The 12,557-nt window shown below is 65.3% G+C and carries 12 protein-coding genes, 1 tRNA gene and 1 pseudogene; 5 read left to right on the top strand and 9 right to left on the bottom strand.

Annotation, left to right across the window (positions count from 1 at the left end; translation table 11 throughout):
* Positions 1 to 100 precede the first annotated feature (100 nt).
* Entirely contained in the window at positions 101 to 700 is a 600-nt protein-coding gene (locus ABIA30_RS16410; protein WP_370067192.1) for an ester cyclase, read from the bottom strand.
* Between the two features lie 23 nt (positions 701 to 723).
* On the bottom strand, positions 724 to 1,587 hold the full coding sequence (locus ABIA30_RS16405; protein ID WP_370067190.1) for an oxygenase MpaB family protein: 864 nt from the start codon (positions 1,585 to 1,587) through the stop codon (positions 724 to 726).
* A gap of 104 nt (positions 1,588 to 1,691) precedes the next feature.
* On the opposite strand from ABIA30_RS16405, the gene ABIA30_RS16400 reads away from it, so the two are divergent.
* Positions 1,692 to 2,345, top strand: a complete 654-nt coding sequence (locus ABIA30_RS16400; RefSeq protein WP_370067188.1) for a TetR/AcrR family transcriptional regulator — start codon at positions 1,692 to 1,694, stop codon at positions 2,343 to 2,345.
* A gap of 222 nt (positions 2,346 to 2,567) precedes the next feature.
* Here ABIA30_RS16400 and ABIA30_RS16395 read toward each other — a convergent pair whose 3' ends face one another.
* Positions 2,568 to 3,800 (bottom strand): cytochrome P450, encoded by a 1,233-nt coding sequence (locus tag ABIA30_RS16395; protein ID WP_370067186.1) that lies wholly within the window; start codon positions 3,798 to 3,800, stop codon positions 2,568 to 2,570.
* Between the two features lie 193 nt (positions 3,801 to 3,993).
* Between ABIA30_RS16395 and ABIA30_RS16390 the strand changes: the two genes are divergently transcribed.
* Positions 3,994 to 4,608 carry a TetR/AcrR family transcriptional regulator gene (locus ABIA30_RS16390; RefSeq protein WP_370067184.1) on the top strand — a complete coding sequence of 205 codons (615 nt, stop codon included), beginning with the start codon at positions 3,994 to 3,996 and terminating at the stop codon, positions 4,606 to 4,608.
* On the opposite strand, the pseudogene ABIA30_RS16385 reads toward ABIA30_RS16390, so the two are convergent.
* The 3 genes and pseudogenes from ABIA30_RS16385 to orn form a co-directional block, all read right to left on the bottom strand.
* A pseudogene (locus ABIA30_RS16385) lies at positions 4,590 to 4,817 on the bottom strand (helix-turn-helix domain-containing protein); the annotation flags it as partial. The gene ABIA30_RS16390 and the pseudogene ABIA30_RS16385 sit on opposite strands and share 19 nt — an antisense overlap.
* 118 nt (positions 4,818 to 4,935) lie before the next feature.
* Positions 4,936 to 5,008, bottom strand: a tRNA-His gene (locus ABIA30_RS16380).
* 46 nt (positions 5,009 to 5,054) lie between these two features.
* Entirely contained in the window at positions 5,055 to 5,684 is a 630-nt protein-coding gene (gene orn, locus ABIA30_RS16375) for an oligoribonuclease (protein ID WP_370067679.1), read from the bottom strand.
* 81 nt (positions 5,685 to 5,765) lie between these two features.
* On the opposite strand from orn, the gene ABIA30_RS16370 reads away from it, so the two are divergent.
* Complete coding sequence (locus ABIA30_RS16370) at positions 5,766 to 7,361, top strand: helicase HerA-like domain-containing protein (RefSeq protein ID WP_370067182.1); 1,596 nt, start codon at positions 5,766 to 5,768, stop codon at positions 7,359 to 7,361.
* On the opposite strand, the gene cmrA is transcribed toward ABIA30_RS16370, so the two are convergent.
* The gene (gene cmrA, locus ABIA30_RS16365) at positions 7,358 to 8,164 is read right to left on the bottom strand and encodes a mycolate reductase (protein ID WP_370067180.1); all 807 of its coding nucleotides are present in this window, start codon (positions 8,162 to 8,164) and stop codon (positions 7,358 to 7,360) included. The genes ABIA30_RS16370 and cmrA overlap by 4 nt on opposite strands.
* Before the next feature lie 33 nt (positions 8,165 to 8,197).
* Between cmrA and ABIA30_RS16360 the strand changes: the two genes are divergently transcribed.
* On the top strand, positions 8,198 to 9,529 hold the full coding sequence (locus ABIA30_RS16360) for an MFS transporter (protein ID WP_370067178.1): 1,332 nt from the start codon (positions 8,198 to 8,200) through the stop codon (positions 9,527 to 9,529).
* Here the strand turns inward: ABIA30_RS16360 and ABIA30_RS16355 are convergent.
* On the bottom strand, positions 9,526 to 10,239 hold the full coding sequence (locus ABIA30_RS16355) for an MmpS family transport accessory protein (protein ID WP_370067177.1): 714 nt from the start codon (positions 10,237 to 10,239) through the stop codon (positions 9,526 to 9,528). The genes ABIA30_RS16360 and ABIA30_RS16355 overlap by 4 nt on opposite strands.
* A 61-nt stretch (positions 10,240 to 10,300) precedes the next feature.
* Positions 10,301 to 10,912 (bottom strand): TetR/AcrR family transcriptional regulator, encoded by a 612-nt coding sequence (locus ABIA30_RS16350; RefSeq protein WP_370067175.1) that lies wholly within the window; start codon positions 10,910 to 10,912, stop codon positions 10,301 to 10,303.
* A gap of 93 nt (positions 10,913 to 11,005) precedes the next feature.
* Here ABIA30_RS16350 and ABIA30_RS16345 point away from each other — a divergent pair, with 93 nt between their 5' ends.
* Positions 11,006 to 12,556 (top strand): carboxyl transferase domain-containing protein, encoded by a 1,551-nt coding sequence (locus tag ABIA30_RS16345; RefSeq protein ID WP_370067173.1) that lies wholly within the window; start codon positions 11,006 to 11,008, stop codon positions 12,554 to 12,556.
* Position 12,557: the final 1 nt, after the last annotated feature.

The following is a 12,557-nucleotide window of genomic DNA, read 5'->3' as shown; positions in this document are numbered from 1 at the left end:
CACCGATTGAAGTGGAACTCCGCGCTGGCCGTTCTAGGCGCGTGTTCTCAGCGTCAACGGGGCACCCTCCACCCCCTGATGGGTGAGCTGGTCGGGGGCGTTACTTGCCCAGGATGCGAACGAGGGGTGCGAGGGCTCGTTGGACGCGGACAAGGATCGGGAGCGCCGAGCGGACCGGGGCGATGCCGAGTTGTTCAAGCATTTCGAGCGGGTTGACCACGCTGGCCCATTTGTGCAGCAGCCCGTCGCGGTATTCGTAGAGGTCGACACCCTTGATGTCGACCCGTTTGCCGGTGGGTGCGAGGGCCATCGGTGACGGGCCGCCGCGCATGTCGCCGGTGAATGTTCCGGTGACTCGCCACGGAGCGGCAACTCCGACACCTTCAGTTGCTAGATAGATCGGCCATTCGGACTGCTCGAACAGGGCGTCGGGGAAAGCCCTGAAGAACATTTCGACGAACGCCCGGAACTGGGCGCGGCCCCGGATGTGTTCACCCATCATCGACGGATCCTCGTACACGATGTCCTCGTGGACCAGTGCGACGACACCATCGAGGTCCTGGGTATTCCAGGCGTCCCACCACATTTGGGCCCATTTGCGCAGTTCGGCGGCGTGGGCTTTCGCGGTCGCGATCGCCTGGTCCAGGGTGTCGTCGTCCATAATGTCCAATGGGGCGGTGGCTTGGGTGGTCGGTGTCATCGTTGACTCCTGTGGGTGAGTTGTCATGAGCGGGTTGCAGAAACAGTGTGGAAGCGACTGGGCAGCATTGAGAGACCGCGCAGCAGGGCGACGGCCACTGTGTATTCGGCCTGATGGATGACGGTGCGGCCACTAGGTGCATACCAATGCCGGATGTGGGCCGGGAGCATGCCGGTCAGGACGTTCGTAGCGTGGGTCACGATCGGACCGGCCGCAGGCCGCAATAGCGGCCACAACCAGTTCGCAATCTGCGGGGGTTGAGTGGGCTGGCGAAGGTAGGCCCGCAGGTCGGCCAGGAACTGGGTGTCGACGATGTCGTGGTCGATTGCGTTGTCGAACCAGACCAGTAGTTCGGGAACCGTGGGCGGCATGTCTTGCCCGCGGACCTGGTAGAGCCGCCCGATCATGCGCAGACCGGCGTAGACCTCTTCGACTTCGTCCTCGGATGCGTTGTGGAACATGTTGATCCCGCGGATGACGGCCTCGCAGATGGTCAGGTGAACCCAGGTCCACGCGTCGCGGTTCCACGCGTGGTAGCGCGTGCCCTCGGCGTCGACGCCAGTGATGTCGCGGTGCATCTCGCGGATCGCACGCGCGGTGCCGACCGGGTCCGGGCCCAGCATCAGCTCGTTGGCATAACGGGCGGTGCTCACCACCCGGTCGACGGGGTCGCGCAGGATTCGCCCGTGATCTACCACGCCCGCCGAGACCAGCGGGTACGCGGCCTGTAGCAGCGAAGCCCGGCCCAGGACCAGCATCACCCGCCAATCATCGGTGTGGCGGCGGAATGCCGAGTCGGGCCCGATCAACGCCTCAAGGTCCTCGCCGTCGACCATGCGCCGATCACGCGCCGTGTCGGTGTTGTTCGTTACCGCCGCGCTGGTCATATCGGCTCCCTCGCCATGCAAATGGATATTCATTGTTATCCAGTTTCTGATGTCGTCACGCTGACATGGATAACGTGGGTTGTCAACATGGCAGGATGGTGATCATGCGTGACGCTGCGACCCGCACTTGGCGGGGTGTGAGTGCCGACGAGCGCCGTATCGACCGTCGCAAGCGACTCATAGCCGCTGGTCTGGAGGTGATCGGCACCCAGGGCTGGGCGCGCACCACGGTGCGCGAAGTCTGCACCGAAGCCGCGCTTACCCCGCGCTATTTCTATGAGGCGTTCCCCGACCGGGAAGCATTACTGCTCGCCGTTTTCGATCACATTGCCGAGCAGGGCACCCGAATCGTGATCGAAGCCTTCAGTGAGGACACGCCGAACCGCGTCCGCGCCAAAGCCCGTGCTGCCATCGCCGCATTTTTCGAATGGCTCACCGACGACCCACGGATCGGCCGCGTGTTGTTGTTGGAGGCGGTCAGCGACGAGCGGCTGCAACAGCGTCGGCAGCAGCTGATGCTCTCAGGCTCAACGGTTCTGGCAGATTTGGCCACCGGGCACCTCAACACTCAACAACTCGACCGCACCGATGTTGAGTTGTCTGCACTTGCCCTTGTGGGAGCGGAAGCCGAGCTCGCCACCGCGTACCTCGCTGGGCGTATCGACATCTCCCGCGAGCGATTGATCGACCACATCACCGAGCTACACCTCGCGCTCGTCAACGTCAGCTCGGTGAACAGGCGTACTCCTACACGCTGAAGCGGAACTCCGTGCTGGGCGTTTGTCAGTGTTGACCGCGTCGGGGGCGTCAAGTCTCAGCAGGTCAGGAGGGTTGGCGGCGTTGGTTGCTGTTTGCGGTGGAAGGAGCTACTGCGGACGACAGCGCTTCCGCGATCTGCGGAGAGAGCGGACGGTGGCCGTACGAGGCGTCCTCTGTCGCGACTCAGGGGGCACCCCCACCTCCTCGGCGGATGTGCCAAATCAGCTCTGGGGGTCGCGACGGCGATTGTTCAGTTCGAGTCGTTCTAGTCGGCGGACAAGGATGCTGGGCAGCCAGCGCCCTACGTCGGTGGCCTCGATCCAGGTTGTCTGTTCCAGCAGCATCTGCAACACGATCTGAGCCTCCAACCGTGCCAGTGCGGCCCCGACGCAGAAATGCGCGCCCTTGCCGAAGGTGACGTGCCCTTTAGGGCCAGCGCGGTCGAGCCGGAACTCATTGGGTGCGTCAAACTGCTGCGGATCGCGATTGGCGGCTCCCCACATCAACAGCAGGCGAGAGTCGGCAGGCAGGTCGACCCCGCCCAGCGTGGTGTCTCGCACGACATGGCGGTAGTGGCCGCGAAACGGGGACTCGAAACGCAGTGTCTCCTCGATGAACGCACCCAGCAGTTCGGGCTGGGCGCGGACCTGTTCTTGGATGTCGCTATGGCTCACCAGGATCCATGCGGCGCTGCCCAGTAACGAGGCGGTGGATTCACCTGCCGCGCTGAACAACGTCAACATGATCGCCAGCGCGGGAAGCTGTTCCAACTCGCCCGAGGCGTAACGCGCAGCGAGGTCGCCGATAAGGCCATCCTGGGAGCTTTCGCCGGCCTTCGTGAAGTGCTCCATGACGTACCCAGCGAGCTCCATCGCAGCCCCGCCTGCGGCTTCGAGCTGGGTCGCGCTGACTACGCCGTCGAGCAGAGTCGTGGTGGCATAGCCCAACCGGATCAGCCGGTCGACATCGTCCTCGGGTAGACCGAGCAAGCGGGCGACCACCATCATCGGCAGCCGATTGGCCACGGCGCTCATCCACTCGACCCGACCGTCGACCGACCCGTCGGACCACAGTTGAATCGCGGTAGCTTCGGCGAACTCTTCGATGACACGAATTCGCTTCGCAGACAGGTGCGGCACCAGCAGCTTGCGGTGGGAATCGTGCACCGGGTCATCAGCGGTGGCCAGCGCGTGCTGCGACCCACCCAGAGTCCCCATGTCGAACGGGGTGACGGTCCCGTCGTCGTGATACACCATCGTCGCGGTGAGGTTCGAAGAGAAGTCCTCCACGCGGGCGACAGCGTCCATGATGGCGTCCCAGCCACACACCGCATGGAAACCGGAATCACCGATGCGGTGCACCGACGCGTGGTCGCGCATCCGGTCATAGAGCGGATAGGGGTCCTGTAGGGCGGCAGTTCCGAAGAAGTCGTGTGCGTCCGCCAAGAGGGCCATGCGCTCAGGGTGAGCGCGGCCTACACCTGCGTCAACGGTGTTCGGCAAAGGTGAAAACCGGGCCAGACACACGCCTCGGTGCTGGCTTCTCAGGTCGATGAGCCGACCAGCGCCTACGCTGAGAAATCAGCCGTTATCTCTCTCACAGTGATAAAACGACTTCATGGGTTCGCAGCGATGGATCGCCTGACCGATGGCCACGGACGACTGGCTGGTGGGCCGGGATCGCCATAGCGAGGCCGCTGAACGGATCTACGCCGCAGCCGCCGATCTGATGTCGCGCCAGGGCTACGACGCGTTCAGCATCGACGAGTTGGCTGCCACCGTGCACTGTTCACCGGCGACCATCTACCGCCACACCGGAGGCAAGACCGCCATCCGCGACGCCGTGATGGGCCGCCAAGCCGAACGTATCCTCGACTCCGTTCGTGAAGCCATTAGCGGACTGAGCGGTCCAGAACGCATCGTCACCGCCACCACCGCCGCGTTGCAACGCCTGCGAGCCGATCCGCTTGCTCAGATCATGCGCTCGATGACCACATTCCCCGGCACCGACTGGCTGACCGACTCACCCATCGTGACCCGCTTCGCCACCGAAATGGTCGGGCTAAGCACGCCCGATCCCCTTGCCGCACAATGGTTAATCCGCACATTCCTGGCACTGTGGTACTGGCCGCTCAAGGACGCCAATGCCGAGAACCAGATGGTGCGCCGATTCCTTGGACCGCCGTACGCAATCGACGCGCACCCGGTCGCCACAAGCGCCCCGCCAAGCTGGTCGTCGGCGCTCTCAGCCAAGACTCGGTAAACAGTCGCACGCGAGACACCTAACGCGGCGGCGATAGTGCCCGCCGACTCGCCACCAGCGTGCATCCGTTGCGCCAGCGCCACCTTCGACTGATCCAACGCCTTGGGCCGACCGATGGACTGTCCGCGTGCACGCCGTGCATCCCGCGCTGCCGTGCGACGTTCCCTGCCCAGCTCCAACTCAAGCTCGGCAAGACTGGCCAATACCCCGGGGCGGGACGCTGCTCGGTTGCAGGGCTAAGACGGGAGATTGAGGGGTGCAATAAGGTTGCAAGCTGCCCGTAAAACGCAAGTGGTGGAGGGCCGAAAACGGCCCTCCACCTGCAGGGGTGGCTGACGGGGCTCGAACCCGCGACATCCAGGATCACAACCTGGTGCTCTACCAGCTGAACTACAGCCACCATCGCCGCGTGGAGCGGCGTCGTAGATATTAGCCGCTCCAGCGCGCTACGCCGAATCGGTTTGCGCCGCGTCGTCCGAAGGCGGTCCCAATTCGCTCGCGACCGCGGCGATCTCGCTGGTAGAAGGCCCAGGGGCGGGCACGAATGCGGTGCCGCGGTAGTACTTCAGTTCGCGGATCGACTCGTGGATGTCGGCCAGCGCCCGGTGGGCCAGCCCCTTCTCCGGCTGGCCGAAGTAGATCCGCGGATACCAGCGGCGGCACAGTTCCTTGATCGAGCTGACGTCGATCATCCGGTAGTGCAGGTACTCATTGAGCTCCGGCATGTCCCGGGCGATGAAGCCACGGTCGGTACCGATCGAATTGCCGCACAAGGGTGCAGTCTTGGCGGCCTTGATGTGGGTGCGGATGTAGTCGAGCACCAACTGTTCGGCCTCGGCCACGGTGACGGTGGACTTCCGCACTTCTTCGGTGAGCCCGGAGCGGGAGTGCATCTTCATCACCACGTCCGCCATGCCACCGAGCGCTTCATCGTCGGCGTGGATGACCACGTCGATCCCGTCGCCCAGGACGTTGAGTTCACTGTCGGTCACCAGGGCTGCGATTTCGATCAGTCGATCGGAGCCCAGATCAAGGCCCGTCATCTCGCAGTCGATCCACACCAGTTCTTCACGCACGGTGATCCAGGGTATTCCCAGTCGCATTCACGGAGCGTCGATACCCGGCCAGTGCAATCCTGGGCAAGTACTGTCAGGCCCATGACCTCAGACCAAGCTGCCGCCCAAGCACAGCAGATCGCTGCGGGATACGCCATCACCGGCCAGGCTCTGAACCTGGGCTCCGTGGTCGTCGACGGCACCGTCGACCCGTCGGCCCAAGTGCGGATCCCGCTGGCCACGATCAACCGGCACGGACTCATTGCCGGCGCCACCGGCACCGGCAAGACCAAGACGCTGCAGGTCATCGCCGAGCAGCTGTCGGCCGCCGGGGTTCCGGTGGTGATGGCCGACGTCAAAGGCGACCTGTCGGGGCTGTCGCGCCCGGGGGAGGCCAACGACAAGACGGCCCAGCGCGCCACCGACACCGGTGACGATTGGACGCCGACGGCGTTCCCGACGGAATTCCTGTCGCTGGGTACCAGCGGAGTCGGTGTGCCGGTGCGTGCGACGATCACCAGCTTCGGGCCGATTCTGCTGTCAAAGGTGCTGGGGCTCAACCAGACTCAGGAATCGACGCTGGGCCTTATCTTCCACTGGGCAGATCAGAAAGGCCTGCCGCTGCTGGATCTGAAAGACCTGCGCGCGGCGATCCAGTTCCTGACCAGTGACGAGGGCAAGGCGGACCTCAAGGCGCTCGGTGCGGTGTCGCCGGCCACCGCCGGGGTGATCCTGCGGGCGCTGATCAATCTGCAGGCCGACGGCGCGGACACCTTCTTCGGTGAGCCCGAACTCAAGCCGGCTGATCTGATGCGCCTGGACCCGCAGGGCCACGGCATCGTCACGCTGCTGGAACTGGGGGACCAGGCTGCGCGCCCGGTGATGTTCTCGACCTTCCTGATGTGGGTACTGGCGGATCTGTTCACCGAGCTCCCGGAGATCGGCGACGTCGACAAGCCCAAGCTGGTGTTCTTCTTCGACGAGGCACACCTGCTGTTCACCGACGCCTCCAAGGCGTTCCTGGATCAGGTCGAGCAGACCGTCAAGCTGATCCGCTCCAAGGGCGTCGGCGTCTTCTTCTGCACCCAGTTGCCGACCGACGTGCCCAACAATGTGCTCAGCCAGTTGGGTGCACGCATCCAGCACGCCATCCGCGCATTCACCGCCGACGACCAGAGGGCGCTGACCAAGACCGCCAAGACCTACCCGAAATCCACGGTCTACGACCTGGAGACCGCGCTGACCTCGTTGGGTATCGGTGAGGCCATCGTGACGGTGCTGTCCGAGGTCGGTGCACCGACGCCGGTGGCCTGGACCAGGTTGCGGGCGCCGCGATCGCTGATGGGAGCCATCGGCAACGACGCGATCAAGGCGGCTGCGGCAGCCAGCCCGTTGCAGGCCGAGTACGGCCAAACCATCGATCGCGACTCGGCCTACGAGCGACTGGCCGGCAAGCTCGGCCTGGACGCTGCTCCGGCTCCGGCCGAGCCTGCAGCTGATCCCGCTGCGCCGGCGCCCCAGCCGGAACCTGACCTCACGGTGTCCGGTCGGGTGAACGCACCTGACGCTGTCGAAGGTCCGGGCATGGTCGAGGAAGTGCTGCAGAGCACGGCCTTCAAGAGCTTCCTGCGGTCGGCGGCCACCGTGGCCGGCCGGGAGATCACCCGCAGCATCTTCGGAACCGCCAAGCGGCGTTAGTCTCCGCCGAGTTTCTTGTAGACGGCGCCGACGATCGGGGCCACGATCGCCCGCGGTGCGTACCCGCTGGCCACCGACATCGCCTTGGACGTCAGCCCCGGGACCACCCGCATCTTGTTGTGCTCCAACCCGTCCAGCGAGATCCGCGCGGTGTACTCGGTGTCGATCCACAGGAAGTCCGGAATCAGGCGCTCGATCAGTGACTGCTGGGACGGGTCGGGCAATTCGGTGCGCACCGGGCCGGGCGCCAGCAGCGTGACGTGGATGCCGTGCGGCTTGAGCTCGCCCCGCAGCGACTCGCTGAACGTGTTGGCGAATGCCTTCGACGCCGCGTAGGTGGCGTTGTTGGGGATCGGCGAGTTACCGGCCGCCGAACCCGAGATCAGGATGCCGCCGCCACCGCGTTCGATCATCCCCGGCAGCACCGCCAGCACCAGGTCGTGCACGCCCTGGACGTTCAGCTGCACCTGGGCCTTCTCGCCCTCGACGGGCAGGCTGGCCACGGTGCCGAACGTCGCGGTGCCGGCGTTGGCGCACAGGATCGAGATGTCGCGTTCGGCCAACTCGGCGCAGAGCTTGTCGCGATCGGCCGGATCGGTCAGATCGCAGGCACGGACCTCGACCGTCACGCCGTGCCGCTCGGTGATCCGCTGGGCCACCTCGTTCAACACATCGCCGCGGCGCGCGGTGATGATCAGGTGGTGTCCGCGAGCGGCAAGTTCGTTGGCCAAGGCCTCGCCGATGTTCTGAGAGGCGCCGGTGACGACGGCGCGGGCATCGGGGCGCGGGGAAGGTACGGACATGGCGTCAATCGTAGGGACCAATAGAGTGATGCCATGAGCAGCCCCGGGGCGGTAACGCCGCCCGTAGTTCGGGGTCGCGCAGCCGATCCGGCAGCCAGGCGCAGGGTCGCTGCGTGGGCACTGTGGGATTGCGGCGCGACCGGCGTCAACGCGGTCGTGATGACATTTGGATTCAACGTCTATCTCACGTCGGTGGTCGGCAAGGGTCTGCCCGGGCAGACCACGCCGGAAAGTTGGTTGGGCCGGGCCGTCTTCGTCGCCGGTTTGTCGGTGGCGGTGCTGGCGCCGGTCACCGGGGTACTGGTTGACGCGGCGCATCGTCGACGGGGCGCGTTGGCCATCTTGACCGGCCTGGTGGTGCTGCTGACTGCGTCGATGACGTTCATCCAGCCGGACTATCACTACCTCTGGGCGGGGCTGGCGCTGCTGGCCGGCGCTGCCGCGTGCATGGATCTGGCGACCGTGCCGTACAACGCGATGTTGCGCCAGTTGTCCACTCCGGCAACGTCCGGTCGGGTCTCCGGATTCGGTTTGGCCGCAGGGTTTTTCGGCAGCGTGGTGGTGTTGCTACTGGTCTATGTCGGGTTCAAGGCCGGCACCGGTGACACCGTCGGACTGCTCGGCATCCCCAACGCGGACGGGAAGCCGGACCGGTATGCAGTGCTGGTCGCTGCGGCGTGGTTCGCAGTGTTCGCGCTGCCGTTGTTGCTCTCGGTCCGATCCCCGGCGCACGACGGAACGCCGGCTGTCGGATTCTTCGGGGCGTATCGCAAGCTGTGGACCGAGGTTGTCTCTGAGTGGCATCGCGACCGAAACGTCGTCTACTACCTGATTGCCAGTGCCGTGTTCCGGGACGGACTGACCGGCATCTCGCTGTTCGGACCGGTCCTCGGTGTCAGTGTCTACGGACTGACGCCGGCGAGTGTGCCGCTGTTCGGAGCATGTGCCTTCACCATCGCGGCTCTCGGCGCGGTGGCCGGCGGCCTGCTCGACGACCGCGTCGGCTCCAAACCGGTGATCGTGACGTCGTTGGCGGCGATGGTGGCGGTCGGCGTCACCTTGATGTTCCTGTCGGGCACCGTGGCCTTCTGGGTCTGTGGCTTGTTGCTCTGCCTGTTCGTCGGCCCGACCCAGTCCGCTGCGCGCAACCTCATGCTGCGGATCTCCGCAGAGGGTAAGGAGGGCGTGGCCTTCGGCCTGTTCACAACCACCGGTAGGGCCGCGCACACCTTGTCGCCGTGGCTGTTTTCTCTGTTCATCGACATTTTCGCCACAAGTCGCGCGGGCATGGGCGGCCTGTGCACGGTGCTGGCACTCGGTTTGGTGGGCATGACTCTGGTCCGAGTGCCTGCCCGCCGTAGTTAGCTGCGGCCCATCCCGCGGTTCATCGCGCTGCAGATGGTCAGACCCATTCCGGTGTGGTGCTGTACGGGGGTGCCGTCGATGCTGATCGCGCATGACACCGGTGGCCCGACGTTGACGACGCTGACGCTGGCCGATCGTGCTGACGCGGTGGCCAGCTCAACTTCTTTGCTCCACGGCAGCATCACGTTGAACTCGGTCTGCAAGACGTTGCCGTTGTCGATGTAGGTGATGTTGATGGCCCGGCCGGTCCCGGTGACGCTGTAGACGACGGTCTCGGTCTCCCCTGGAGTCGCGGATTCTCCGGGTGGGGTGACGTCGCCCGGGGGAGTGGTCATGCCGGGCAGTGGGATGGGCATGGGGATCGGGGTTGGGGCCGCCGTCGCACTGGGTGTGCTTGGCGTGGTTGTGGTTTCACGTGTCGGTTCGGGAATCGGTGGGGGCGCCACCAGTGTCTGCTGCTCGTTGCTGTTGATGACCACCAGCGCGATCACCAGGCCCAATACCAGTAGCACCGAGAGCCCGGCCAGGATCCACAGCCAGCGCGGTGTCGGGCGGCGCGGGCCGTCCGGTTCGTTGAGGGGGGAGTAATTGTTGGGCGCTGACGGGAATTGTTGGGTGGGCTGATACGGCACCTGGTCGGCGTAAGCGGGGTAGCTGTAGCCGATCGGCTGCGTGGGGCCGGGCCCGTCGCGGCCTGCTGGATCGCTCATTCCCACCTCATGTGCTGCAGGGTACCCGCGCTTGCGGGTCACTCGCCGCCAGTGGGGGTGATCAGCCAATATTCGGCCGCAGCGCAGCCAGGGTCATGGCCCTGAGCACGGCGCGTGACGATTCGTCGGCCCTGGCCGAAGACTTGGGTGCGCGCACACTGTGCGGAGTCGAGTTCAGTAGCCCGAACGCGGCGTGCGCCATCACGCGGGCATCGGCTTCACTGCGGGCCGGGTCCAGCCGGCGCAGCGTATCCACCCATAGTTCGACGTATTGCCGCTGTGATCGGCGGACCTGACGCTTGGCCGGCGCCGGCAGGCTGCCCAGATCGCGGTCTTGGATCCGGATCAGGTCGGACTCGTCGAAGGCGAAGTCCAGATGGAAGTCGACCAGGCCGTCGAGGCCGGCTGACGGGTCGGCTGCGTCGGCGAGCACGGCCGTTGCCCCGTCCAGCAGTCGGGTACTGACACCCACCAGCAGCTCCACCAGTAGGGCTTCCTTATTGGGGAAGTGCCGGTAGATGGCCGGGCCGCTGACCCCGGCGGCGGCACCGATGTCCTCTAGGCGCACGGCCAGGTACCCGCGCTCGGCGACGAGCCGTTCGGCGGCGGCGATCAGCTGCGTGCGTCGGTCGGACTTGGCCTTGCTGCGCGTGGTTTGACCGGTGGGTGGCATCGGTTGCCTCCAACCTGCTCTAGACATCTTGGTTAATGATGATTAACATACCACCAGTTATTCGTCATTAACTCAACTGAAACGGGTTTAGCGATGGCACCGCGGGTATCTCATCGCGAGCAGCATCTTGCGCTGGTGGCGCAGCTGCGCGAAAAGCTGGCCACCGCAGCGCTCGGCGGGCCGGAGAAGGCCAGACAACGGCACATAGATCGCGGCAAGCTATTGCCCCGCGAGCGGGTCGATGGGCTGCTGGACCCCGGCAGTCCCTTCCTGGAGATCGCGCCACTGGCGGCCGACGGTATGTACGACGACGAGTGCCCCGGCGCCAGCATGATCGCCGGCATCGGTCGGGTGTCGGGTCGTGAATGCATGATCGTCGCCAACGACGCCACCGTGAAAGGTGGGACCTACTACCCGATCACGGTCAAGAAGCACTTGCGCGCCCAGGAGATCGCCGCTCAGAACCGGCTGCCATGCCTCTATCTGGTGGACTCGGGCGGAGCGTTCCTGCCGCGCCAGGACGAGGTGTTCCCGGACCGCGAGCACTTCGGCCGCATCTTCTTCAACCAGGCCAACCTGTCCGCCCAGGGCATTCCGCAAATCGCCGCGGTGCTCGGATCCTGTACCGCCGGCGGTGCCTACGTCCCGGCGATGAGCGACGAAGCCGTGATCGTGCGCAATCAGGGCACCATCTTCCTGGGCGGGCCGCCGCTGGTGAAAGCTGCCACCGGAGAGGTGGTTACGGCCGAAGACCTCGGCGGCGGCGACCTGCACTCCAAGATCTCGGGCGTCACCGACCACCTGGCCCACGACGACCGCGACGCTCTGCGCATCGTGCGGCGCATCGTGTCGACGTTCGGTCCGCGCGAGTCCACCCCGTGGGACGTCGCGCCGACGGTTGACGCGGTCTGCGACCAGACCGAACTCTACGACGTGGTGCCCATCGACTCGAAGGTGCCGTACGACGTGCACGAGGTCATCACGCGGATCGTAGATGGTGGCGAATTCTCCGAGTTCAAGGCCGAATACGGCACCACCTTGGTCACCGGGTTCGCCCGTATCCACGGCCACCCCGTCGGCATCATCGCCAACAACGGTGTGCTGTTCGGCGAATCCGCCCAGAAGGGCGCACATTTCATCGAATTGTGCGACAAGCGCTCGACTCCACTGCTGTTCCTGCAGAACATCTCCGGCTTCATGGTCGGCCGTGACTACGAGGCCGGCGGGATCGCCAAGCACGGCGCGAAGATGGTCACCGCGGTGGCCTGCGCCAGGGTGCCCAAGCTGACCGTGGTGATCGGCGGCTCCTATGGAGCCGGCAACTACTCGATGTGCGGCCGCGCGTATTCGCCGCGGTTCCTGTGGATGTGGCCGAATGCCCGGATCTCGGTGATGGGCGGCGAGCAGGCGGCGTCCGTGCTGGCCACCGTCCGCGGCGAGATGACCGCGGACGAGGAAGAGGCCTTCAAAGCCCCGATCCGTCAGCAGTACGAGGATCAGGGCAACCCGTACTACTCGACCGCGCGGCTGTGGGATGACGGCGTCATCGACCCGGCAGATACCAGAACCGTGGTGGGACTTGCTCTTTCAGTTGTCGCACAGGCTCCGCTGGAACCTGTGTCCTACGGCGTCTTCAGGATGTGAG

The organism is Mycobacterium sp. MAA66, from assembly GCF_041261665.1.
Lineage (GTDB): Bacteria > Actinomycetota > Actinomycetes > Mycobacteriales > Mycobacteriaceae > Mycobacterium.
Note: the sequence above shows the minus strand (reverse complement) of the source record. Positions and strands in the feature narration are given on the sequence as shown.